20 protein-coding genes are annotated in these 23048 nt (G+C 69.8%); 16 read left to right on the plus strand and 4 right to left on the minus strand.

Annotation, left to right across the window (positions count from 1 at the left end; genetic code table 11):
* Positions 1–287 precede the first annotated feature (287 nt).
* Positions 288–1640 carry an oxygen-independent coproporphyrinogen III oxidase gene (gene hemN, locus BIX52_RS12865; protein WP_075221457.1) on the minus strand — a complete coding sequence of 451 codons (1353 nt, stop codon included), beginning with the start codon at positions 1638–1640 and terminating at the stop codon, positions 288–290.
* 213 nt (positions 1641–1853) lie between these two features.
* On the opposite strand from hemN, the gene BIX52_RS12870 reads away from it, so the two are divergent.
* From BIX52_RS12870 to cnbZ, 15 genes are all read left to right on the plus strand, one after another.
* A complete protein-coding gene (locus tag BIX52_RS12870) occupies positions 1854–2981 on the plus strand; it encodes a polyamine ABC transporter substrate-binding protein (RefSeq protein WP_075221458.1) in 1128 nt (375 codons plus the stop codon).
* Positions 2982–3053: 72 nt separating this feature from the next.
* Positions 3054–3899, plus strand: a complete 846-nt coding sequence (locus BIX52_RS12875; protein ID WP_075221459.1) for an ABC transporter permease — start codon at positions 3054–3056, stop codon at positions 3897–3899.
* On the plus strand, positions 3899–4675 hold the full coding sequence (locus BIX52_RS12880) for an ABC transporter permease (protein WP_075221460.1): 777 nt from the start codon (positions 3899–3901) through the stop codon (positions 4673–4675). Before BIX52_RS12875 ends, BIX52_RS12880 begins: the two co-directional genes overlap by 1 nt.
* Positions 4672–5727: an ABC transporter ATP-binding protein gene (locus BIX52_RS12885; protein WP_075221461.1), complete on the plus strand. Its 1056-nt coding sequence runs from the start codon at positions 4672–4674 to the stop codon at positions 5725–5727. Before BIX52_RS12880 ends, BIX52_RS12885 begins: the two co-directional genes overlap by 4 nt.
* Positions 5724–6965: a cytosine deaminase gene (locus BIX52_RS12890; RefSeq protein ID WP_075221462.1), complete on the plus strand. Its 1242-nt coding sequence runs from the start codon at positions 5724–5726 to the stop codon at positions 6963–6965. Before BIX52_RS12885 ends, BIX52_RS12890 begins: the two co-directional genes overlap by 4 nt.
* Before the next feature lie 337 nt (positions 6966–7302).
* The gene (locus BIX52_RS12895; RefSeq protein ID WP_075221463.1) at positions 7303–8169 is read left to right on the plus strand and encodes a polysaccharide deacetylase family protein; all 867 of its coding nucleotides are present in this window, start codon (positions 7303–7305) and stop codon (positions 8167–8169) included.
* Positions 8166–9179, plus strand: coding sequence for an agmatinase (gene speB / locus BIX52_RS12900; protein ID WP_075221464.1), 1014 nt, complete (start codon positions 8166–8168; stop codon positions 9177–9179). Before BIX52_RS12895 ends, speB (BIX52_RS12900) begins: the two co-directional genes overlap by 4 nt.
* A gap of 1 nt (position 9180) precedes the next feature.
* Positions 9181–10125: an agmatinase gene (gene speB, locus BIX52_RS12905; protein ID WP_075221465.1), complete on the plus strand. Its 945-nt coding sequence runs from the start codon at positions 9181–9183 to the stop codon at positions 10123–10125.
* Positions 10126–10147: 22 nt separating this feature from the next.
* Positions 10148–11047 (plus strand): LysR family transcriptional regulator, encoded by a 900-nt coding sequence (locus BIX52_RS12910; protein ID WP_075221466.1) that lies wholly within the window; start codon positions 10148–10150, stop codon positions 11045–11047.
* A gap of 138 nt (positions 11048–11185) precedes the next feature.
* On the plus strand, positions 11186–12433 hold the full coding sequence (locus tag BIX52_RS12915; protein WP_075221467.1) for an amino acid ABC transporter substrate-binding protein: 1248 nt from the start codon (positions 11186–11188) through the stop codon (positions 12431–12433).
* A gap of 204 nt (positions 12434–12637) precedes the next feature.
* Complete coding sequence (locus BIX52_RS12920) at positions 12638–13504, plus strand: branched-chain amino acid ABC transporter permease (protein ID WP_075221468.1); 867 nt, start codon at positions 12638–12640, stop codon at positions 13502–13504.
* 10 nt (positions 13505–13514) lie between these two features.
* A complete protein-coding gene (locus tag BIX52_RS12925; RefSeq protein ID WP_075221469.1) occupies positions 13515–14495 on the plus strand; it encodes a branched-chain amino acid ABC transporter permease in 981 nt (326 codons plus the stop codon).
* Entirely contained in the window at positions 14492–15265 is a 774-nt protein-coding gene (locus tag BIX52_RS12930) for an ABC transporter ATP-binding protein (protein ID WP_075221470.1), read from the plus strand. The genes BIX52_RS12925 and BIX52_RS12930 overlap by 4 nt, the downstream gene beginning before the upstream one ends.
* On the plus strand, positions 15258–15977 hold the full coding sequence (locus BIX52_RS12935) for an ABC transporter ATP-binding protein (protein ID WP_075221471.1): 720 nt from the start codon (positions 15258–15260) through the stop codon (positions 15975–15977). Before BIX52_RS12930 ends, BIX52_RS12935 begins: the two co-directional genes overlap by 8 nt.
* A 95-nt stretch (positions 15978–16072) precedes the next feature.
* Positions 16073–16825 (plus strand): 2-amino-5-chloromuconate deaminase CnbZ, encoded by a 753-nt coding sequence (gene cnbZ / locus BIX52_RS12940; RefSeq protein ID WP_075221472.1) that lies wholly within the window; start codon positions 16073–16075, stop codon positions 16823–16825.
* Positions 16826–16874: 49 nt separating this feature from the next.
* Here the strand turns inward: cnbZ and BIX52_RS12945 are convergent, their stop codons facing one another.
* The gene (locus tag BIX52_RS12945) at positions 16875–17723 is read right to left on the minus strand and encodes a fumarylacetoacetate hydrolase family protein (protein WP_075221473.1); all 849 of its coding nucleotides are present in this window, start codon (positions 17721–17723) and stop codon (positions 16875–16877) included.
* A 93-nt stretch (positions 17724–17816) separates the two neighbouring features.
* Positions 17817–19535 carry a thiamine pyrophosphate-requiring protein gene (locus BIX52_RS12950; RefSeq protein ID WP_075221474.1) on the minus strand — a complete coding sequence of 573 codons (1719 nt, stop codon included), beginning with the start codon at positions 19533–19535 and terminating at the stop codon, positions 17817–17819.
* Positions 19536–19834: 299 nt separating this feature from the next.
* Here BIX52_RS12950 and BIX52_RS12955 point away from each other — a divergent pair, with 299 nt between their 5' ends.
* Positions 19835–22534 carry a hypothetical protein gene (locus BIX52_RS12955; protein WP_075221475.1) on the plus strand — a complete coding sequence of 900 codons (2700 nt, stop codon included), beginning with the start codon at positions 19835–19837 and terminating at the stop codon, positions 22532–22534.
* An 84-nt stretch (positions 22535–22618) separates the two neighbouring features.
* Here the strand turns inward: BIX52_RS12955 and BIX52_RS12960 are convergent, their stop codons facing one another.
* Positions 22619–23035 (minus strand): SufE family protein, encoded by a 417-nt coding sequence (locus BIX52_RS12960; RefSeq protein ID WP_075221476.1) that lies wholly within the window; start codon positions 23033–23035, stop codon positions 22619–22621.
* Between the last annotated feature and the right edge of the window lie 13 nt (positions 23036–23048).

The following is a 23048-nucleotide window of genomic DNA, read 5'->3' on the forward strand; positions in this document are numbered from 1 at the left end:
GGGGCCCGCGGCGCGCCGCGGTTCGCCCAAGTGCAATCGCCCAAGTGCCTTCGCTCGTCCGGCAACGCTCACCCGGAAGCGGTGGGCCGGCCCGGTTTCCCAGGCGCCCGCGGCTTCCCGTGAGCAAGCGCGCGAAGGGTCGCCCCGCCCGCACGTGCCGCGGAATGGATAGCACCAGCCGCCCGGCCGCGAAACCCGCCAAGCGGCTCATTCTCCACCGTTCGTGCCCGCTCCGCCGCTCACAACCAGCCACGCCGCAGCACCGAGGCGGCGCATGACGGCCCCGTTCAGACCGCGACGGAGTGGCGCCGGGCCCCCGCGGCCGCATAGGCGTCGAACGCCGCGGCGACGACGCGCACGAAGGGCCGCCCCGCTTCGGTCACCGTCACCATGGGGCCGGAGCGCGTCACCAGCCCGTCCGCCTCCAGCGGGGCGAGGGCTGCCAGCGCCTCGTCCGCCCACGACGCCGGGGCACCGAATTCGCGCGACAGGGCCGCCACATCGACCGTGCCGAAACACATCAGTGCCTCGATCGCGCGGCCGCGGATGATGTCCTCACCGGCGAAGGCGACACCCTTGGCGGTGGGCAGGCAGCCGGCCGTCACCGCCTCCGCCCAAGCGCCCGTCTCGGCGATGTTCTGCACGTATCCGGCGGGGGTCCGGCTGATCGACGTCGCGCCGATGCCGATGAGCGCGCCCGCCCCGTCGTTGGTATAACCCTGGAAGTTGCGCCGCAGGGTTCCCGAGCGCACCGCCGCGGCGAGGCTGTCATCCGGCGCGGCGAAGTGGTCCATGCCGACTGCCACCATGCCGCCGGCAACCAGCGCCTCTGCCGCCTTGGCCGCCTGCTCGAACCGCTCCGCCGCGCCGGGCAGCGCATCCGCCGCAATCATCCGCTGCCGCTTGGCGACCCAGGGCACGTGCGCATAACCGAACAGGGCGATGCGGCTCGGCGCCAGCATCAGGCATTGCTCCACCGTCTTCAGGAGCATCTCGGCCGTCTGGTGAGGCAAACCATAGATGAGGTCGAAATTGACCCGCTCGATCCCCGCCGCGGCCAGAGCGTCCACGGCTTCGGCCACCATCTCGAACGGCTGAATGCGGTTGATGCTCGCCTGCACCTTGTGGTCGAACTCCTGCACGCCGAAGCTCGCCCGGTTGAAGCCGAGCGCGCCCAGCCAATGCGCCTTCGGCCGATCGAAGCTGCGCGGATCGCACTCGACGGCGATTTCAGCGTCCGCCAGCACGTCGAACCGGCGGTGGATCAGAGCCATCACCTTGGCGAGATCATCCCCCGCCAGCACCGTGGGCGTCCCCCCGCCCCAGTGGATGTGCGACACCTTCATCCGCCCCGCAAGCGCGTCGGCGACGAGGGCGACCTCGGCCAACAGCACGTCGACATAGTCCCTCACCGGCCCGTCGCGGCGCCCGACCAGCTTCATGTTGCAGCCACAGTACCAGCAGATCTGACGGCAGAAGGGGACGTGGAGATAAAGCGACACCGGCGCGGCGGGATCGAGCGCGGCAAGCCAATCGCGATGGGTGTCCGCATCGACCCCGGTGTGAAAGTGCGGCGCCGTCGGGTAGCTCGTATAGCGCGGAACGCTCAGCGTCAGATACTTGGCGAGCTCTTGTGTCACACGCGCCTCCAGATGGGGCCTGACGGAGGGCGACGGGTCGTCAGGACGGGAACCGCTTACAACCGAACGGAGAAGACGCTGCCTTGATGCAAGTCAACGAACCGGGCGATGCTGCATCCTGTCGCCGCCACGACAGGGCACCCCTGGCCCAGAACGTGCTTCAGGGCAGAAGACGCGCCGCCAAGGCGCAGCAACGACAACCGAGGAGCACCCGTGAGCACATCATCGTTTTCCCTGACGCGGCGCGGCCTGCTGGCCGGCTCGGCCAGCCTTGTCCTGTCCGCACCGATGATCAATCGCGGCTGGGCCCAGGATCCGACCCCCATCAACATGCTCGCCTGGTACGGCCATGCCGAGCCCGACATGGTGGCCGAGTTCGAGGCCGAAAACAACGTCAAGTTCATCCCGAAGTACTATGCGGGCGGCGACAACATGCTGGCCCTCATCGCGCAGTCTCCGGTCGGCACCTACGACATCATCCTGTCCGACGCCGAGTTCGTGCAGCAGCTCAACGCCGCCGGATACATCGAGGAGATGGACGCCTCGCTGTTCCCGTTCGATGATTTCTGGCCGCAATACCAGAAGTTCCCCGGCCACTGGACCGATGATCAGCTCTGGTCCGTCATGGTCCGCTTCGGCCTCCTCGGCGTCTCCTACAACACCGACGCGCTGACCCGCGACGAAGCGATGAGCTACAACGCCTTCTGGAACGAGAAGGTGAAGGGCAAGGTCGGCCACTTCGATTGGCACCTTCCCTCGCTCGGCCAGATCTCGCTGCTGAACGGCAACAACAACCCCTCCCCGTTCGACATCGACGAGGCCGCCTGGGAGGCGGTGATGGAGAAGACCCTGTCGCTGAAGCCGCAGGTCGGCGGCTATTTCGACTATGGCGGAACCTTCGCCTCGCTGAAGAACGGCGAAATGCTGGCCATGTGCGGCATCGGCGACTGGATCACCGGCGTCTTGCAGAAGGACGGCGCCCCCGTCGCCTCGGTCATTCCCGAGGAAGGCGGCATCCAGTGGACGGAGAGCTATTCCATCGGCAAAGGCACGACGAAGCACGAGATCATCAACAAGTTCATCCAGTACATGCTGTCGCCACGCGGGCAGGTGCGGTCGATCCAGATGGCGGCTTATCCTGGCCTGTCGCCCACCAAGTCGGGGTGGACGGCGATCCAGGAGGCGAACCCCGCCGAGGCGGAGCGCTCCGGCCTGATCGAAGGCCACGACCAGAGCCCGATCAAGCTCCTGGAGGAAGGCCGGCTCTTCTTCCGCGACATCCCACAGCAGCAGTCGCTGGAGGACTGGAACGACTTCTGGTCCGAGTACAAGACCGCCTGACCTCGCCCGTCCATTGCCCACACCGAGGGGCCGTGCGCGGCCCCTCACCCGTTCCGCCGGTGAAAGTCCCGCATGCCGTCCCGCACCGACGTCTATAAATACGTCTGGCGCCTGCCGCTGATCCTTTGGCAGGGCCTCTTCTTCGTCGTCCCGCTGCTTCTGATGGTGGCGATGTCCTTCTGGCTCGTGCGCAACTACCGCATGACGCCGGACTTCATCTTCGACAACTGGGAGCGGATGCTGACACGCGGCTACGTCTGGAACGCCTACGAGGTGACGTTCCTGCGCGCCACGGTGGCGGCGGCGCTGGCGAGCCTCATCGCCTTCCCGGCCTCCTTCGCGCTCGCCTTCCGCGTGTCGGAGACGACGCGGCGCTGGGCGATCTTCTTCCTCATCGTGCCGTTCTTCACCTCCTACCTCGTGCGGGTCTACGCGTGGCAGGTGCTGCTGGCGGAAAGCGGGCCGATCAACGCCGTCCTCGGCTTCGCCGGGCTCGGCCCCTTCACGATGCTCAATTCCGGCTTCGGCGCCATGGTCGGCTACATGACGCTGGTGCTGCCGCTCGTCGTCATCCTGCAGACCTTCAGCCTGGCGGCGATCGACAAGAACCTCATCGAGGCGGCCGCGAACCTCGGCGCCGGGGCGGCGCAGCGGCTCTTCAATGTCATCATCCCCGCCGCCAAGGTGGGTCTCATCCTGGGCGCGGTCTTCGCCTTCATCCTCTCCTTCGGCGACTTCGTGAGCCCCTTCTATCTCGGCGGCTCCAAACCGCCCACGCTCTCCATCCTCATCATCGACACCACGAAATCCGGCCAGCAGTGGCCGCGCGCGGCTGTGGTCGCGGTGATGATGATCGTCACCCTGTTCGTGGTCGCCTTCGCCGCCGTCGGCGCGGCCTATGGGCGGAGGAACGGCTGATGCGCTCCGGCGTCCTCCTCAGGCTCTACATCGCCGCCGTCTTCGTTTTCGTGTTCGCGCCGATCGTCACCAGCATGGTGTTCTCGGTGAATTCGGACCGCTTCCCCACCGTGCCGCTCGGCCACTTCACGTGGGACTGGTACCGCACCGCTTTCGCACGGCCGGAGGTGTGGACGGCGATCCAGAACTCGCTGATCGTCGCGGCGTGTGCGGCAACGCTGTCGACCCTCATCGGCTTTGCCACCGCCTATACGGACTACCGCTACGGCTTCCGCTTCAAGACCGCCTATCTGGCGCTGGCGCTGCTGCCGCCGACCATCCCGGTCGTCATCATGGGGCTCGCCATGCTGGCGTGGCTGGGACGGCTCGGCCTGTCGGGAACGCTGACGGGCATCGTCATCGCCCACACGGTGATGGCGGCGCCCTTCGCCATGGCCATCTGCCGCCTGCGCCTCAACCAGATGGACGCCGCGCTGGAACCCGCCGCCTGGAACCTCGGCGCCACCCAGTGGAGGGCGATGCGCGCGGTGGTCATCCCCTTCTGCGCCCCCGCCCTCGTCTCCGCCTTCTGCCTCACGGCGGCGGTGTCGTTCGACGAGTTCATCGTCGCCTGGTTCGTCTCCGGCCTCAACAAGACGGTGCCGGTGATGATCCTGGAAATCCTGCAAGGCAACGTCGACCCGCAGATCAACGCCATCGGCACCCTCGTCTTCCTCACCTCGATGACCCTCGTGATCGCCGCTCAGCTTCTCATCATCCGCCGGAGTTCCACATGACCGCCCCGCTCGTGCGCCTCGAGGGCGTCAAGAAGTCCTACGGGGACAGCGTCGCGGTGAAGGGGATCGACCTTGCCATCGGCCGGGGCGAGTTCATCGCCATCATGGGCCCGTCCGGCTGCGGCAAGACCACCACCTTGCGCATGCTGGCGGGGCTGGAGACGCCGACCGAAGGCACCGTCACCATCGACGGCAAGGTGATGAACGACGTGCCGGTCCACGCGCGCGACACGCCACTGGTGTGGCAGTCGCTCGCCCTCTTCCCGTTCCTCAACGTCGCCCAGAACGTGGAATTCGGCCTGAAGATGCGCGGCGTTCCCGCGAAGGAGCGGCGCCAGAAGGTGGCGACGTGGCTGGACCGGCTCGGCCTCAGCGACTTCGCCCGGCGGCGGGTGGACCAGCTTTCCGGCGGCCAGCGCCAGCGCGTGGCGCTCGCCCGCAGCCTCGTCACCGAGCCGCCGATCCTCCTCCTCGACGAGCCTCTGTCGGCGTTGGACGCGCACCTCGTCATCCGCATGCAGGGGGTGCTGACGAAGCTGCAGCGCGAGCTCGGCATCACCTTCGTCTACGTCACCCACTCGCAGTCCGAAGCGTTCGCGATGGCGGACCGCGTCGTCATCATGGGCCATGGCGAGATCGCGCAGATCGGCCGCCCGCGCGAGATCTTCCGCGCCCCGCGCAATCGCTTCGTGGCCGAGTTCGTGGGCCGCAACAACATCCTGTCCGGCACCGTCTCCGGCGGGGCGATCGACCTCGGCCCCATCACCGTGCCGCTGCCTGGCGCCGCCGACGGCCCGGCCGAGATCGTCGTCGCCGCGGACCGGATGAAAATCTCGCGCGAGGCGCCGGCCGCACCGGCGCTCGCCGCCGACTTCGTGTCGGAGGAGTTCGCGGGCACCGGCATCATCTGCTATTTCGAGGGCCCCGGCGGCGAGGAACTCAAGGCGCAGGTGAGCGAGGACGAGCTGGAGGCGCTCGACCCCGCACCCGGCGCGCGGTTTTATCTCACCTGGGCGCCCGAGTCGGCGCACGTGATGACAGGTCAGTCATGAACATCGACATCATCGTGAAGGGCGGCACCCTGCCGGACGGGCGGGTGGCCGACATCGCCATCGCGGACGGGCGCATCGCCGCTGTGGACGACGCCATCACCGCCGAGGCGGGCGAGGTGATCGACGCGTCGGGCAAGCTCGTCGCCCAGCCCTTCGTGGACGCGCACTTCCACATGGACGCGACGCTCTCCTACGGCCGCCCGCGGGTGAACGCATCGGGCACGCTCCTCGAAGGCATCGCGCTGTGGGGCGAACTGAAGGCGATCCAGTCGCGCGAGGACATCGTGGAGCGGGCGCTCGCCTACTGCCGCCAGGCCGTCGCGAAAGGCGTCCTCGCGATCCGCAGCCACGTGGACGTGACGGACCCGTCCTTCGCCACGGTCGAGGCGCTCTTGGAGGTGCGCGAGGCGGTGAAGGACACGCTGGACCTGCAGCTCGTCGCCTTTCCGCAGGACGGCTGGTTCCGCGCCGAGGGGGGCGGCGCCAACGTGGTGCGGGCGCTGGATGCCGGGGTAGACGTCGTCGGCGGCATCCCGCATTTCGAGCGGACGATGGCGGACGGGTTCGCGGCGGTGCGGGCGGCGTGCGAGCTGGCGGCGGAGCGGGGCCTTCGCGTCGACCTCCACTGCGACGAGAGCGACGACCCGATGAGCCGTCACATCGAGACGCTGGCGGCCGAGACGATCCGCTGCGGCCTTCAGGGCCGTGTGGCAGGCTCGCACCTCACGTCCATGCACTCGATGGACAACTATTACGTCGCCAAGCTCATCCCGCTGATTGCCGAGGCCGAGGTGGCGGCGATCCCCAACCCGCTGATCAACATCACGCTGCAGGGGCGGATGGACACCTACCCGAAGCGGCGCGGGCTGACGCGGGTGCCGGAGCTGGCGGCGTCCGGTGTGACGGTGGCGTTCGGTCAGGATTGCGTTATGGACCCGTGGTACCCGCTCGGCTCGGGCGACATGCTGGACGTTGCGCACATGGGGCTACACGTGGCGCTGATGACCTCGCCGGACGCGATGCGCCGCGCCTTCGCGATGGTGACGGACACGCCGGCCGCCATCCTCGGCCTCGACTTCGGCCTGACGACCGGCGACCGCGGAAGCCTCGTGGTGCTGGACGCGGCCGACCCGATCGAGGCGCTGCGCCTGCGCCCGGCCCGTCTCGCGGTCATCTCCAACGGCCGCGTCGTCTCACGCACCGCCCCGGCTGTCTCCACCGTGACGGCGAGCTTCTGATGCTCTCGTTCTTCTCGGCGCCCTGTGAGGCGCTCACGGTCGGGTGCCGCGCTAGCCTGACCAAGGGAACTGCGCTGTTGCGCAGTTCCCTTCATTTGCTGCTGAAGTCCGCAAGAGCGGACTTCAGGGCCGCCGTCGCGCCAATCCCTTGGCGGAGACGGTGGTACGCGCGCAAGGAGCCGCAGGCCGGCTTTAGCCGCTTGTCCTTGCGCGTGTGCCGCCGTCTCTGCCATGCGGTGCAGGGCGACGGTGGGTCCGGTGGTCAGGCGGGCCCGCTGACCATTGGTGGGACCCGAGCCCGCCGGAGGCTGCGGCGGCGCCCCCAAGGGAGGCCCTGATGCTGCTGCACCCCCTCCCCTGGCCCACCGGCAAGCGCCTCGCAGCGTCCATCACCTTCGACGTCGATGCGGACAGTCTCATCCGCAACGCGCGACCGGACGACGGGCACCTGAGGCTCCACCCCGTCACCATGGGCCGCTACGGCCCCACGGTGGCGGTGCCGCGCATTCTGGACACGTGGCAAAGGTTCGGCATCCGCCAGACCTTCTTCATGCCGGCGTGGGTGATGGAGACCTATCCCGCCACGGTGGAGGCGATTTTGAAGGGGGGCCACGAGATCGGCCACCACTCGTGGCGCCACGAGGACCCGCTCGGCCATTCGGACGACCGCGAGGCGGAGCTTTTCGGCCGCGCGATGGACACGCACGTCAGGATGACCGGCACCAAGCCGCGCGGCTACAGGGCGCCGGTCTACAACGCCACACCCGCCATCATCGGCCGGCTGATCGACGAAGGGTTCCTGTACGATTCCTCCCTGATGGCCGACGAGATCCCGTACCTGATGCGCCATCCCAAGGGCGAGATCATCGAGTTGCCGCCACACTGGGGGGCGGACGACTGGCCGCCCTTCGCCCATTTCGAGGAAATCGGCTACCTGATGCCGGTGCGCGCCCCGTCGGACGGCATCCGCGCCTTCCAGGAGGAGTATGCCGCGATGCACGCCGCGGGCGGCTTCTTCATGCCGGTGCTGCACCCCTTCCTGACCGGCCGTCTGGCGCGCTGGGCGGCGATGGAGGCGTGGCTTGCCCCGCTGGTCGAGGCGGGCGACACATGGTTCGCGCCGCTGGAGGAGATCGCCGCCCACGCCGCGCGCCACCGGGACCTGCTCCGGGTGGACACCATCGCCGAAGGAGACCCCGCGTGACCCCTGTCGACCCCGCCTACCTCCCCGTCTCCGCGTTCGACGTGCCGCGCTTCGCCGGTCTCGCCACGGTGATGCGCCTGCCGGTGCGCACGGCGGCGGCGCCGGACGGGGCGGAGATCGGCTTCCTCGGCATCCCGTTCGACGGCGGCACCACCAACCGGCCGGGCGCGCGGCACGGCCCGCGGGCGGTGCGCGACGCGTCGACGATGATCCGCATGGTCAACCAGGCGACGGCGGCGGCGCCGTTCCACACAGCCCGCGCGGCCGACTTCGGCGACGCGCAGGTGAACCTTGCCGACCTCACCCACACCCTCACACTGATCGAGGCGCAGACCGCGGCGCTGCGCGCAGGCGGCGTCGTCCCGCTCCTCATCGGCGGCGACCATCTCATCACCCTCCCGGCGCTCCGTGCGGCTCGGGCGGCGGCGGACGGCCCGCTTGGCCTCGTCCACTTCGACGCGCACACGGACCTCTTCGACAGCTACTTCGGCGGCATGCGCTATACCCACGGCACCCCCTTCCGGCGCGCGGTGGAGGAAGGGCTGCTCGACCCGAAGAGGATGATCCAGATCGGCATCCGCGGCACCACCTATGACGGCGAGGACCGCGCCTTTGCAGCCGCCAACGGCATCCGCATCGTCACCATCGAGGAGTTTCGCGAGCGCGGGCCTAAGGACGTGATGGCCGAGGCGCGGAACGTGGTGGGGAGCGCCCCCACCTACCTCTCCTTCGACATCGACGCGCTGGACCCCACCATCGCCCCCGGCACGGGCACGCCCGAGATCGGCGGCCTCACCGCCTACGAGGCGCAAGTGATGCTGCGCGCGCTGGACGGGGTGGACATCGTCGCGGGCGACCTCGTCGAGGTGGCTCCGGGCCTCGACCCCGCGGGCGGCACCGCGTGGCACGGCGCGTCGATATTGTTCGAGATGCTGTGCGTGGTCGCCGCCGCCACCGCCCGCCGCAAAGGCCGCGAGCCGGTGCTGTGCGCCAACCTGAAGGGCGCGTGAGATGGCTCACGGCTACGAGACGGGGCGGCTGAACCTTCCTTTCGTCGGCATCTGCACCTTCGCCAAGGCGCCTTACGTCACCACGCTCGCCCCCGGCGAGGCGGACGTCGCCATCCTCGGCGCGCCGTTCGACTTCGGCACACAGTGGCGCGCGGGCGCCCGGTTCGGCCCGCGCTCGGTGCGCGAGGCGTCCACCCTCTTCTCTTTCGGCCATGCCGGCGCCTACGACCACGAGGACGACACGACCTATCTGGCGGACACCCGCATCGTCGACCTCGGCGACGCGGACATCGTCCACACCGACACCGAGACGAGCCACGCCAACATCGAGGCCGGGGTGCGGGCGATCCTGGCGGCGGGGGCGCTTCCGGTGGTGATCGGCGGCGACCATTCGATCAACATCCCCTGCGTGCGTGCCTTTTCGGATCACGGGCCGATCCACATCGTCCAGTTCGATGCGCATCTGGACTTCGTGGACGAGCGGCACGGCGTGCGCCACGGCCACGGCAACCCGATGCGCCGCGCCGCCGAACAGGACCACGTCACCGGCCTCTCCCAATTCGGCATCCGCAACGTGTCGTCCACCGCCAAGGAGGGCTACGAGGCGGCCCGCGCGATGGGGTCGGACATCCTCTCCGTGCGCCAGATCCGCGCGCTGGGCGCCGAGGCCGTGCTCGCCCGCGTCCCCGCCGGTGCGCGCTACTATGTGACGATCGACATCGACGGCTTCGACCCGTCGATCGCGCCCGGCACGGGCACCCCGTCGCACGGCGGCTTCCACTATTACGAGGTGCTGGAGCTTCTGGCGGGGCTCGCGAAGCGCGGCACCATCGTCGGCGTCGACCTCGTCGAGGTGGCGCCGGACTACGACCATTCGGGGTCGACGGCGATCCTGGCGGCACAGATCCTCCTCAACCTCATCGGCCGGATCATGGCGGCCCGCTGAGGCGGCGGCGCGCCGACCCGCGATGGAACAGCTCTACGCCCTCTTCGCCGAGGTCGCGCGGCAGGGATCGATCCGCAAGGCGGCGGACCGGCTCGGCCTGTCGGCGGCCTCCGTCAGCCGCCACATCGCGCGGCTGGAACACTCGCTGGACGCGCCGCTGCTGGACCGGCGCACCGACGGCGTGCGGCTCACCCCTGCGGGTGAGCTCCTGCTGCGCTTCATCGCCGACCGCACGCGCGAGTTGGAGCGCCTGCGCGCGGCCATCAACGAGTTGAAGGCGGTGGAGCGGGGTCACGTCTCGCTGTTCACGGTAGAGGGGATGCTGGGCGGCTTCATCCCGGGGGCGATCGCCACATTCGCGCGGCTCTATCCCGGCATCACCCACGAGCTGGTGGTGGCGGGGACGGACAACGTCGTCGCCGCCGTCGCCGAGGACCGCTGCGATATCGGCATCGCCTTCCAGCCGCAGCCGCGCGGCGGGGTGACCACGGTGGCGCAGATGCGCCAGCCGGTGCTGGCCGTCGTCGGTGCCGGGCATCCCCTGGCGGGGCGGCACGGGATCACCATGGCCGACCTTGCCAGCGAGCCGCTGTGCCTGCCGGACAAGACCTTCGGCATCCGCCAGGCGGTCGACCGGGCGGCCAAGCGGGCGGGTATCACCGCGCTCCACATGGAGACCAACTCCATCGACATGATGCGCCACTTCGCGCTGACCGGGATGGGCGTCACCTTCATGCCGGCCTTCGCGTTCGAGCGGGAGGCGGCGGCGGGCAGCCTCGTCGGCATCGCCATCGCCGATTCGAACCTGGAAAGTGCCACGGCGAAGGTGTGCATCCACGCCGAGCGCAGCCTGACGTGGGCCGCGCGGCGCATGCTCGACATCATCCTCAACGCCAGGCCGGACGGGTTCCGCCCCGTCTGAGAGCCGCGCGGACACAGACGGCCGGAACGCGGAAGGTGTTGCACAAGATGCAACACGGCGGGCCACATTTGACGCTTCCGCCGGTCACCGATGACGGTTAGCTTCATTCTTAATCATGCACACGAATGGAGCGGCTGGATGCGTCGATCCCCTTCTCGTCTCTCGGTCCCCCGCCTCTCGGCCTCGCGGCTGATGCTCCCGGCCGCCATCGCCGCCGGACTTGCGGCAGCCGCCCTGACAGCGCCTGCCGCCTTCGCGCAGGAGACGATCAAGGTCGGCGCGCCGCTTCCCCTCACCGGCGCCCTCTCCCCCGAAGGGCTGAAGCAGCAGCGCGGCTATGACCTGTGGGCCAAGGCCGTCAACGCCGACGGCGGGCTGAAGGTGGGCGACACCGCCTACGAGGTCGAGATCGTCTACGTCGACTACGAATCGCAGACGCCGCGTGCGGTGCAGTCGGCCGAGCGCCTGATCACCGAGGACGAGGTGAACTTCCTCTTCTCGCCCTTCGGCTCGGGCGCGGCGAAGGCCGCCTCTAGCGTGTCGGAGCGCTACCAGATCCCGACCATCGCGGCGACGGCCTCCTCCCCCTCGGTCTATGACCAGGGCTACCAGTATCTCTTCGGCACCTTCACGCCGAACGACACGCTGACGACGCCGCTCACCGACCTCGTGCTCGAAGCCGACGACACGATCAAGACGATCGCCGTCTATGCGCGCAACGACCTCTTCCCGCTCGCCATCGCCCACGAGGCGGAGGCGGCCGCGAAGGCGAAGGGGCTCGATGTCCTGTCCTTCGACGAATATGCCATCGGCACGATGGACCACGCCTCGGCGCTGACCTTGATGCGCACGCGTCAACCGGACTGGGTCTTCGTCACCGGCTACATCAACGACCTGATCCTGATCCGCCGGCAGCTCGCCGACCTCGGCGTCGCCCCCAAGGTGCTGTCGATGATCGCCGGCCCCGCCTACAAGGAATTCATCGAGGCGGCCGGGCCGCTCGCCGACAACGTGTCGAGCGCGGCCTGGTGGCACCCGGCCGTGGCCTATGACGGGGACGACATCTTCGGCACCACCGCCGACTATGTGGCCGCGTTCGAGGCCGAATATGGCGCGACGCCGGACTATGCCGAAGCCTCGGCCAGCGCTGCGGGCGCGATCCTCGGCATGGCGATCGAGGCGGCCGGGTCGATCGACCCGCAGGAGGTGCGCGAGGCGCTGGCGCAGATGGACGCGGTGACCTTCTACGGCCCGGTCAAGTTCGGTGAGACCGGGCAGATCACGTCGCTGGAACCGCCGGTCTTCCAGATCCAGGACGGCACCACGAAGGTGGTCTTCCCCGAGGCGGTGAAGCAGACCGACCTCGTCATCGGCGGCATCAAATAAATCTCCCCCGCCTCCCGGCCAGGCTCCGGCCTGCCGGGGGTCCCTCCACCGGCCCGGATCCGTCCGGGCCGGTCCCCTTTGTCGGCAGGCTTCCTCGCCCCGCCATCCGGCGCCCGCAGCGCGCCGGTCCGTCCCCGGCGCCGCCAGCGTCCGGTCAACGCCCCCGCCGCAGCCCGCACCCGGCGCGGCCTTCAGGGACGCTTCATGCTCTACGCTCAGATCCTCGTGAACGGGCTCATCCTCGGCGGGCTCTATGCCTGCATCGCCGTCGGCTTCTCGCTGGTGTGGGGGGTGCTCAACGTCATCAACATCCTGCACGGCTCGTTCGTCGTGCTCGGCTCCTACGTGGCCTACTTCGCCTACGTTCACCTCGGCATCCACCCCTTCCTGTCGATCGTCCTGTCCGGCGCGCTCCTGTTCGCGCTCGGCTATGTGATCCAGGCGGGCCTCATCAACCGCGTCATCGCCGCGCCGGTGCTGACGACGCTGGTGCTCACCTTCGGGCTGGAGCTCCTCCTCAACAACGCCGTGCTCGTCGCCTTCTCGGCCGACTACCGCGCGGTGCAGCTCGCCAACCCCATGGGCAGCCAGATCATCGGCGGCATCGTCTTCCCGATGGAGCGGGTGATGGCGACGCTCCTCGCCCTCGCCCTCACTGGCCTCCTCTATCTGATGCTGGCCAAATCGAAGATCGGCCGCTCCATCGTCGCCGTGCGCATGGACCCGGAGGCCGCCGCGCTGATGGGCGTGAAGGTGAAGCGCATCTATGCGGTGACCTTCGGCGTCGGCGCGCTGATGGCGGGCGCGGCGGGGTCGCTGCTGTCGGTCGTCTTCCCCATCTCGCCGCTCAACTCCACCGAGTTTCTCGGCATCGCCTTCGTCGTCTGCGTGCTCGGCGGGCTCGGCTCCATCGCCGGGGCGATGGTCGGCGGCCTGGCGCTCGGCGTCATCGAGAGCTTCGGCGCGCTCCTCATCGGCCCGCAGCACGGGCTGACGATCGCCTTCTCGCTGCTCATCCTTCTTCTCATCGTCCGGCCCACCGGCATCATGGGGCGGCGCGGCTATGAATAAGGGGCAGACCATGCACCGCGTCGCGGTTGCGCTCACCCTCATCGCCGTGGCGCTGATCGCAGCCCTTCCGGCGCTGTCGGACAACTACCTGCTGCGCCTCGGCACCATGGGTGCGATGTACGCGATCCTCGCCCTGTCCTGGAACATCATCGGCGGCTTCGCGGGCTATCCGTCCTTCTCTACGGCGGCCTTCTTCGGCCTCGGCGCCTATTCGGGCGCCATCCTGCAGGGGGCCGGGTTGCCGATGCCGCTCGCCTGGGTGGCGGCGGGGCTCATCGCCATGGCCTTCGCAACGCTTCTCGGCCTCGCGATCCTTCACCTCAAGGGCCACTACTTCGCCATCGCCTCGCTGGTGGTGGCCGAAGTGCTGCTCGAGATCACCACCTCGTGGACGAGCCTCACCGGCGGCGGCATGGGGCTGAACCTTCCCATCATCCGCATCTCCATCGACGCGCAGGCCCGGCTCTTCTTCTGGTCCATGCTCGCCATCGCCGTCATGGCGCTCGGCATGAACTACTGGGTGTCGCGCCACAGGCTCGGCTTCGGCCTCATGTGCATCCGCCAGAACGAGGACGCGGCGTCGATGGTGGGCATCAACACCACGCTCTACAAGGTGACGGCGTTCGCCCTCTCGGCGGTGCTCGTCGGCGCGGCGGGCGCGCTCTATGCCTCGTGGGTGTTCTACATCGAGCCGCCGGACGTGTTCGCCACGCTGACCTCGGTGAAGCCCATCGTCATGGCGATGCTGGGCGGCGCAGGCACGGTGCTCGGCCCGGCGATCGGCGCGGTCCTCTTCCTCGCGATGGAAGAACTCGTGTGGCGCAACCTCCTCCAGATCCACGCCGCCGCGCTCGGCCTCCTCATCGTGGCGCTGATCTTCTTCCTGCCGGGCGGGCTTCTCGGCCTCGTCACCGGCAAGCGCAAGCGGCGTGTCGTCGCCAAGAAGGGCGAGACGACCTCGAACAGCGCAGTGAAGGGAGGCGCGGCATGAGCCCGATCCTGGAACTCACCAACGTCACCCAGCGCTTCGGCGGGCTGACGGCGGTGGACGACGTGACGCTGTCGGTCATGCCGGGCGAGGTCGTCGGCCTCATCGGCCCCAACGGTGCGGGTAAGACGACGCTCGTCAACGTCATCACCGGCGTCTATCGCGGCACGGGGACGATCGTCTTCGACGGTCAGCGGATCGAGGCGCTGAAGCCTTACCAGATCAGCCGGCTCGGCGTCGCGCGCACCTACCAGGTGGTGCAGCCCTTCCCGGAGATGACGGCGCTCGAAAACGTCATGGCACCGGCGACCTTCGCCCATGCCGGCGTTTCGCTCACCACCGCGCGAGAGAAGGCGGCGGAGGCGCTCGACTTCGTCGGCCTCGGCGCCGAGAAGGACAAGCGCGCCTCCTCCCTGACGCTCGCCGGACGCAAGCGGCTGGAGCTCGCCAAATCGCTCGCCATGGAGCCGAAGGTGCTGCTCTTGGACGAGGTCAACGCGGGGCTCAACCCGGCGGAGATCGACGTTGCGGTCGACCTCATCCGGCGCATCGCCGCGCGCGGGGTCACCATCATCATCATCGAGCATCTGATGAAGGTCGTGATGAACCTCTGCACACGCATCGTCGTCCTCCACCACGGGGCGAAGATCGCCGAGGGGGCGCCGGACACGGTGACGTCCGACCCTGCGGTGATCGAGGCCTATCTGGGCAACCGCTACGCCAAGCGGGCGGCCGAGCGGGCCGCCGCCGCCGCGGGAGGCGCCCATGGCTGAGCCCCTTCTCACCGTCTCGGGCCTGCAATCGGGCTACGGCGACATCCAGATCCTCTGGGGCGTCGACCTCGACGTGATGGCGGGCGAGATCGTCTGCCTGGTCGGCTCCAACGGCGCGGGCAAGACGACGCTTCTGAAGACCCTCTCAGGCCTCGTCACCGCCACCGCCGGGTCGGTGCGCCTCGGCGGGACCGAGCTTGCGGGTGCTGAGCCGGACCGGGTGCTGGCGGCCGGCATCGCCCACGTGCCTGAAGGGCGGCGCCTCTTCCGCACCATGAGCGTGACCGACAACCTCCTCATGGGCGCCTACCTGCGCGACACCAAGGACCCCGAGGTGAAGGCCGACCTCGACCGCGTGATGACCATGTTCCCCCGCCTCGCCGAGCGGGCGCGGCAGGACGCGGGCACCTTGTCGGGCGGCGAGCAGCAGATGTGCGCCATCGGCCGCGGCATCATGAGCCGGCCCAAGGTGCTGATGATCGACGAGTTGTCGCTCGGCCTCGCCCCGCGCGCGGTGGAGCTTCTGTCGGAGACCCTGGTGGAGGTGAACCGGGCCGGGACCACGATCCTCCTCATCGAGCAGGACGTGATGACGGCGCTCGAGATCTCCCACCGCGGCTTCGTTCTCGACCGCGGTCGCGTCGTCATGAGCGGCACGCCGGACGTTCTCGCCGAAGCGCCCGAGGTGCGCGAGGCCTATATCGGCGCCTGACGCCGTGCTTTCAGTGGCCGCCCCGCGCGGGCGGCCGTGCTTTCAGTGGCCGCCGCGACTGGCGGCCATCCGATCCCCCTCTCAGGAGACGAACGATGACCGACACCGTGGCGATGGACGCGGGCGGCTATGACTACATGCCGGGCGTGTTCCAATATTCATGCGGCGTCGCCGCCCAGCCGGGCTTCGAGATCAAGCGCGTGCGCTTCGCCAACCCGGTGCCGCTGGCCGAAGGGTTCGCCCGCGCCAAGGCGCACATCGAGGCCGAGGGGCGCCCGCTGACCGCCTTCTGCCAGTGCGAGCTGCGCTCCCCCGGCCAGTTCTCCGAGGACGGCTTCCGCGCCTTCAACGAGCTCTACTGCGGCACCTTGGAGGAATGGGGCATCTACAAGAACGGCATCAACCCCGTCGCCCGCTCCAACGTGTGTCCCGAGATCGACGCGCCCGCGACCCCGTCCTTCCACGCCTTCGCCTACACCGTGCCGTCTGACGTCGCGGGCACCTTCGCCATCGCCGGCAGCGGCGAGGTGCCGGAGGGCAAGAACAACTATTTCGACCACGTCGTGGCGCGCGGCGACCAGAGCCCGGCCGGCATGACCGCCAAAGCCCGCCATGTGCTGGGCGAGATGGAGCGCCGCATGGCCGCCTTCGGCAAAGGCTGGGCGGACGTGACCGCGGCGCAGGTCTACACGGTGTTTCCGATCCACGCCTTCCTGGCCGACGAGCTGGTCGCCCGCGGTGCGGCGCGGCACGGTGCCACCTGGCATTTTGCCCGCCCGCCCATCGTCCAGCTCGATTACGAGATGGACACGCGCGGGGTCTATTCGGAAAGCGTCATCCCGGCCTGATCCGGGGTTCGGTTGTGGGCTGCGGAGAGATCCCCGCAGCCCGTCCGGCTTACTGCTCCGCGACGATGCGGTTGACCAGAAGGCCCGCGGGGCCGAGGTCGACCTCCACCACGTCGCCGTCCTTCATCCACACCGAAGGCTCGCGCCGCTCGCCGACGCCGCCCGGCGTGCCGGTGGCGATCACGTCGCCGGGTGACAGCGGCGTGAAGGTCGACGCATAGGCGATCACGTCGGGGATCGAGAAGATCAGGTCCGCCAGTGTCGCCTTCTGCATAACCTCGCCGTTCAGGCGCGTCTCGATCGGCAGGGCCGTCACGTCGCCGATCTCGTCCGGCGTCACCAGAGCCGGACCGAACGCGCCGGTGCCGGGGAAATTCTTGCCCGGCGTGAACTGGGCGGTATGGCGCTGCCAGTCGCGCACCGAGCCGTCCATGAAGGGCGCGTAACCGGCGACGTGGTCGAGCGCGTCTTCCGGCTTGATGTTGCGCCCGCCGCGGCCGATCACCAGCGCCAGCTCGCCCTCATAGTCCAGGTTGTCGGACACCTTCGGCTTGATCACCGGCGCGCCGTCGGCCACCAGCGAATCGGCGAAGCGGGTGAAGAAGGTCGGATGGCCGACGGGCTTGCGGCCGGTCTCCTCGCGGTGCGCCACGTAGTTCACGCCCACGCACAGGACCTTGCCGGGGTTCGGGATGACCGGCAGCAGCGTGACGTCCGACATCGCGAATTCGGCCTTGCGCCCGTGCACGGCGCGGGCGGCGTCGGCCAGGAGATCCTCGGCGATCGCTTCGGCCAGAGTGTCGATGCCCGGAATGAGCTTGGCGAGATCGATGATCCCGCCCTCCACCAAGGCACCGAAGGACGGCCGGCCGAGCCGGACATAGGACACGAATCGCATGGGGATCCTCCAAAGGCGCATTCCGGGAGACGGTTAGCCACCCGCTTGAAATGCGCAAGCGTCACGGGCGGCGATGGTTGGGCCCGGGCGCCGTCAGTCGGGCAGAACCGCGACGTCGAGCAGGGCCTGACGCCCGGTATCGGCTGCTTCGAGCGCCGCTTCAAGAGCGGCTGCGAGGTCGGCGGGGTCGGTGACGCGGCGGGCGAAGGCGCGGCTCGCTTCGGCGGTGCGCACGAAGTCCGGCGTCGGCTTCAGCGCGGTCAGCGGCATCTGGTTGGCGCGGGCGGCGGCGCCGTTCGGGTAGAGCCCGACGACGGAGGCACGCACCGCCCCCCACTCCTCGTTGTTGAGGATGATGACGACCACGCCGAGCCCCAGCGCCTCGGCCACCTGGTGGCAGGCGGTGGGGTTGGCGAACATGTAGGAGCCGTCCCCCATGGTGGCGACGACGGTGCGGGCGGGGTCGGCGAGCTTGGCGCCCATCGCGGCCGGAAAGCTCCAGCCGAGGCCGCCCGAATGCGGCTCCTGGAACCACGACAGCGGCGCGCGACGGGAGAGAAAGCCGAGCTTGGTGCCGAGTTCGGAGAACACGGACGTCGCCTGCCCCGCCACCTCCCGCGCCTCCAAGGCACGGCCGAGGGCGGCGCTGACGAAAGCCTTCGTCATCCCGCGCGAGGTGTCGGCGGCGGCGGCCTCCAGCTTGGCGCGCTCGGCCGCGGAGGCGGCGGCCAATCGCGCGCGGCGCGCCGCGACGCCGGACGGGCGCGGCAGGCGGTCCATCGCGGCGATCAGCGCCGGGATGGTGTCCGCGTTCTCGCCCCGAAGAGCGATGTCGCTGCGGAAACCGCGCACGGGGAATCGCGAGAAGACCGGATCCGGCCCCATGGTGACCACCGTTTCGGCCGCTGGCACCGGGTGGATGTCCGGCCACCAGGGGGCGAGCGCGTCGAGGATCACCACGACGTCCGCCTCGGCGAGCCACGGGCCGGGGTCGGCGCCGACGTGGCAGGGATGGTCGGTCGGGATCGCGAGATGCGTCGCCCACCAGGACGAGACGGCGATCCCCCACTCCTCTGCCCACGCCGCAAATGCCGCGAAGCTTTCCGCGTCCCCCGCCCCGCGCTGGGCGATCACCAGCGGCGCCCGCGCCCCGGCCAGCGCCTCGGCCGCGGCGGCGACGGCGGCCGGGTCCGGCGCCACCCGCACCGGGGCGATGCTGGCGGGCGCGGCGAGATCCTCGGCGGCGACGGGCTCGCACAGCACCTCGCGCGGGAGGGAGAGATAGACCGGCCCCTTCGGCGTCGACATGGCGATGGCCGAGGCGCGGTCCAGCAAAGGGGCAATCTGCTCGGGATAGCGCAGCTCGTAGTCCCACTTCACCGCCTCGCGCACCAGGGCGGTCTGGTCGCGCATCTCCTGCCCCCAGGCGATCGGCACCGTTCGCGCGCCGAAGCGCCCCGCCTCCGTCACCGGCGTGCGGCCTGACATGAGGATCATCGGGATGTGCTCGCACGCGGCGTTGATCGCCCCGGTGGCGCCGTTGGAGAGGCCGACATTGGTGTGCAGCATCACCGCCTGCGGCCGCCCGGTGACTAGGAAATAGCCGTGCGCCATCCCCATCGCAGCGTGCTCGTGCGGGATGACGAGGGCGGCGGGAAGGTCCACCCCCGCGGCGGCGGCCTCGGCCAGCCCCTCGATGATCGGCGGAAAGTCCGTGCCGGAGTTGGCGAAGACCACGTCGACGCCGAGCGCCTTGAGACGGGTGAAGATGGCCCCGCCTGCGGTCATCCGCCCCGTTCCGTGATGCGTCATCGCGTTTCCCCGGTCGTCCTTGGTCGTGTTGCGGCGCCTGATCCGCAGCGGTCGGCGCCTTGGGCGACAAGTGGCCACAAAGGGATGGCCGAACCAAGCCCGGTCGCGCGAAGAATCGCTTGCACATCACGTCTGCGCTACGCCAATAGCATCGAGACGGATGGCTGGCGTATGGATGAGGGCGCGGCCACGGCTGACCCGGCCCGCGCGCTGCTGCCGTCACCCGCACCGCCGTTACGGCCGCGCCGCGTCCGGTCCGGCCGGCCGCGCCGCCTCGTTCGACCCCAGGGAGCCCTCCCATGAAGCCCGCTCGCATCTCGTTGTTCTCGCGGCGGCGATCCAAGCCCCAGACCCGCGCCGAGGCGGACATGGCGCTGGTGGAGGCCGCCTTCGACGCCGAATATTACCTCGCCAACAATCCCGACGTGGCGGCCGCGGGGATGGACCCGCTGCGCCACTTCATGGGCCACGGCTGGCAGGAAGGCCGCAACCCAGCGCCCTACTTCTCGGTGGCGGACTATCTGGAGTTCAACCCGGACGTCGCCTCGTCGGGCGGCAACCCGTTCATCCACTATCTGCGCCACGGGCGGGACGAGGGGCGCACCGCCCGCAAGGATGCCGACCCGACCGCGCACGTGCCGGAGCTGCGCGCCCTGGTGGCCGAGAGGTTCGACGCCCGCTTCTATGCCGAGACGAACAAGGACGTGGTGTCGGCGGGGCTGGACCCGCTGGAGCACTTCCTCGCCGCCGGCTGGCGCGAGGGCCGCGACCCGCGCCCCGACTTCTCCATCGCCCAGTACATGGGTGCGCACCCCGTGGTGGCGCTGACCGGGCTGAACCCGTTCGTCCACCACATCCTGTTCGGCGCCACGCAGGGGGACCTGTCGGCGCCCGCGCGCAGCGGCCCGTCGATCGACGAGCAGCGGGCCATCGCCGCCGCCGCCTTCCACCCCGGCACCTACGCCAAGAGGAACCCGGACCTCGCCGCCACGAGCGACCTGTTGGAGCACTTCCTCACCCGTGGCTGGCGCGAGGGGCGCGACCCTGCGCCGGACTTCTCTCTCGCCGTCTATCTCGCGCGGCATCCTGAGCTGATCGGCAAGGGGGTCAACCCGTTCGTCCACGCGCTGATCGCCCGCAGCGGGACGGCCAAGCGGATCGACCTCGCGAAGATGAGCGATGCGGACCGGCGGGCGATCATCGCCACCGCGTTCGACGAGGCCTTCTACCGCGCCGCCAACCGCGACGTGGCGGCCGATGCGGACGCAATCAAACATTACCTGCGCCACGGCTGGTCGGAGGGGCGCAACCCGGCGCCCTGGTTCTCACCCACCGGCTACCTTCAGGAAAACCCGGACGTCGCCAAGGCGGGGCTGGAGCCCTTCTCCCACTACCTGGCCGTGGGCCGGGCGGAGGGACGGCGCGCGCCGCGGCGCCCTGCGCTCAGCGTGGAGTCCATCGCCGAAGCGCGCGAGGCCGTGGCCGAGGCGTTCGACATTCCCTTCTACCGCGGCATCAACCCCGACATCGACGACGCGACCGACCCCATCCTCCACTATCTCGAACACGGCTGGACCGAGGGGCGGGACCCCGCGCCCTGGTTCTCCACCCGCGCCTATCTGGAGTTCAATCCGGACGTTGCGGAGTCCGGCGCCAACCCCTTCGTCCACTACATCACCAAGGGGCGGGACGAGCGCCGCACCGTCCGCCGGCCGTTCAACCGCTGGAACGCCACCGCCGCGAAGCCGGACGGCCTGCCCGCACCGCCCGCCTATCCGCCGGCGGCCACGCTCCTGTCCGCCGCGCTGGTGACGCGCCGCATCATCGAGATGGTGGGAGCGGAAGGCGCGCTCGTCGTCACGATCACCGACGTCGACCCTGCGGACACCACTGGCGGCGCGGCCGTGGCGCTGGAGGGCGAGGCCTCCGCCGCCGCCGCATCCGGCCGGCCGACGCTCAACGTGCATCCCGAGGCGCCGCGCCCGTCGCTGGCCGGACGGGCCGAGGACCCGGTGCTGCGGTTGAAGGGGGCGGACGGGCTGATCGGCGCGTGCAAGACGTCCGCCTTCGTCGAGGCGCTGATGGCGGTGCGCTATACGATGCTGATCGACGTGGTGGTTCACGGCCTCGCCGGGCATCAGCCGGAGCGGCTGGCGGCGGCGCTCGGCCTGTCCGGCGGGCGGCGCATCCTGTGGCTGCACGACTTCTTCCTCGCGTGCCCCTGCCGGCGGCTCATCAACCCGGACGGCCGCCCCACCAACCCCGCGACCGGCCAGCCGCCCCATAGCTGCCGGTTCGACGACCAGCGCGCCGAGCATCAACGTCGCATCGCGAGCTTCCTGTCGGACACCTCGTTCACAGTGCTGGCGCCGTCGCTGGCCGCCAAGCGCAGCGCCAAGCGCCTGCCGGTGGGCGATCCGCAGCAGATCCGCGTGGCGGCCCCCTTGACGCTGGGCGCGGCGGAACCGGTGGAGCGGGCCGCACCTGAGGGGCCGATCCGCGTCGCCTACGCCGCGGACGGGCTCGACGATTGCGGCTGGCCGCTGTTCCAGGAGATCGCCCGACGCCACGCCTTCGACGGACGCTTCCGCTTCATCACCTTCACCGCGCGGAGGGATCTGCCGCACTTCATCACCCAGGTGCCGGTGGGGGACGCGGCGGACCCTGCCGCGCTGGCCACGGCCTTCACGGCGGAGGCGGTGGACATCGTGGTGGCCGCACCCGGCTGGCCCGTGCCGCTGTCGGTCGCGGCCCATGCGGCGCTGGCGGCGGGCACGGCGGTGATCGCGCTGGAGGCGTCCGGCAATGGGGCGGACTTGGCCGCGCGCGCCGCCCACCACCTCGTGCTGCCGACCGACGAGGCCATACTGGAAGCCTTCGCCGGCGGTGCGGTGGAGCGGATGGTGGCGGACTGGCGCGCCGCTCCGCTGGAGGCGCATCCGATGACGCTCGCCCCCTCCCCGGCTGCGCTGCCCCAAGCGTCCCGCTCGCCCTTCTGACCCGCCGCCTCAACGCGGCGACGCCTCGCGCGGGCCGCCAGGCGCCATCTCAGACGCCGCAGCACCGGGGGAGCGCCGATCGCCTCAGTGCGCCTCGGCCGACAGACGCAGCGCCTCGCCGCGGATGCGTTTCACCATGGCGTTGAGGCCGTTGGAGCGTTGCGGCGTCAGATGCTCGGCAAGCTGCAGGCGCGTCAGGAAGGCGTTGACGTCGAGGTCCTGAACCTCGGCCACCGGGCGCCCGCTGTAGAAGGCGATGAGGATGGCGACGAGGCCGCGCACGATCATCGCATCGCTGTCGCCCAAAAGCTCCATGCGGCCGTCCTTCACGCCGGTCATCAGCCAGACCTGCGAGACGCAGCCCTCCACCTTCGTGGCGTCGGTCTTCAAGGCGTCCGGAAAGTCCGGCAGCTCCCGCCCGAGTTCGATGACGTACCGGTAGCGTTCTTCCCAGTCGTCGATGAACTCGAAGGCGTCGGCGATGTCCTCGGCGTTCGTCATAGTGGCCCTCCGC

Source organism: Acuticoccus yangtzensis, assembly GCF_001927245.1.
Classification (GTDB): domain Bacteria; phylum Pseudomonadota; class Alphaproteobacteria; order Rhizobiales; family Amorphaceae; genus Acuticoccus; species Acuticoccus yangtzensis.

Coding starts and splice junctions, on each gene's coding strand:
- BIX52_RS12945 (WP_075221473.1), bottom strand. CDS start 17,723: ATGCGATTCGTGTCCTATGTCCGGCTCGGCCGGCCGTCCTTCGGTGCC.
- BIX52_RS12935 (WP_075221471.1), top strand. CDS start 15,258: ATGGCTGAGCCCCTTCTCACCGTCTCGGGCCTGCAATCGGGCTACGGC.
- BIX52_RS12895 (WP_075221463.1), top strand. CDS start 7,303: ATGCTGCTGCACCCCCTCCCCTGGCCCACCGGCAAGCGCCTCGCAGCG.
- BIX52_RS12920 (WP_075221468.1), top strand. CDS start 12,638: ATGCTCTACGCTCAGATCCTCGTGAACGGGCTCATCCTCGGCGGGCTC.
- BIX52_RS12875 (WP_075221459.1), top strand. CDS start 3,054: ATGCCGTCCCGCACCGACGTCTATAAATACGTCTGGCGCCTGCCGCTG.
- BIX52_RS12925 (WP_075221469.1), top strand. CDS start 13,515: ATGCACCGCGTCGCGGTTGCGCTCACCCTCATCGCCGTGGCGCTGATC.
- BIX52_RS12910 (WP_075221466.1), top strand. CDS start 10,148: ATGGAACAGCTCTACGCCCTCTTCGCCGAGGTCGCGCGGCAGGGATCG.
- speB (WP_075221465.1), top strand. CDS start 9,181: ATGGCTCACGGCTACGAGACGGGGCGGCTGAACCTTCCTTTCGTCGGC.
- BIX52_RS12960 (WP_075221476.1), bottom strand. CDS start 23,035: ATGACGAACGCCGAGGACATCGCCGACGCCTTCGAGTTCATCGACGAC.
- cnbZ (WP_075221472.1), top strand. CDS start 16,073: ATGACCGACACCGTGGCGATGGACGCGGGCGGCTATGACTACATGCCG.
- BIX52_RS12890 (WP_075221462.1), top strand. CDS start 5,724: ATGAACATCGACATCATCGTGAAGGGCGGCACCCTGCCGGACGGGCGG.
- BIX52_RS12930 (WP_075221470.1), top strand. CDS start 14,492: ATGAGCCCGATCCTGGAACTCACCAACGTCACCCAGCGCTTCGGCGGG.
- BIX52_RS12885 (WP_075221461.1), top strand. CDS start 4,672: ATGACCGCCCCGCTCGTGCGCCTCGAGGGCGTCAAGAAGTCCTACGGG.
- BIX52_RS12915 (WP_075221467.1), top strand. CDS start 11,186: ATGCGTCGATCCCCTTCTCGTCTCTCGGTCCCCCGCCTCTCGGCCTCG.
- BIX52_RS12955 (WP_075221475.1), top strand. CDS start 19,835: ATGAAGCCCGCTCGCATCTCGTTGTTCTCGCGGCGGCGATCCAAGCCC.
- BIX52_RS12880 (WP_075221460.1), top strand. CDS start 3,899: ATGCGCTCCGGCGTCCTCCTCAGGCTCTACATCGCCGCCGTCTTCGTT.
- BIX52_RS12950 (WP_075221474.1), bottom strand. CDS start 19,535: ATGACGCATCACGGAACGGGGCGGATGACCGCAGGCGGGGCCATCTTC.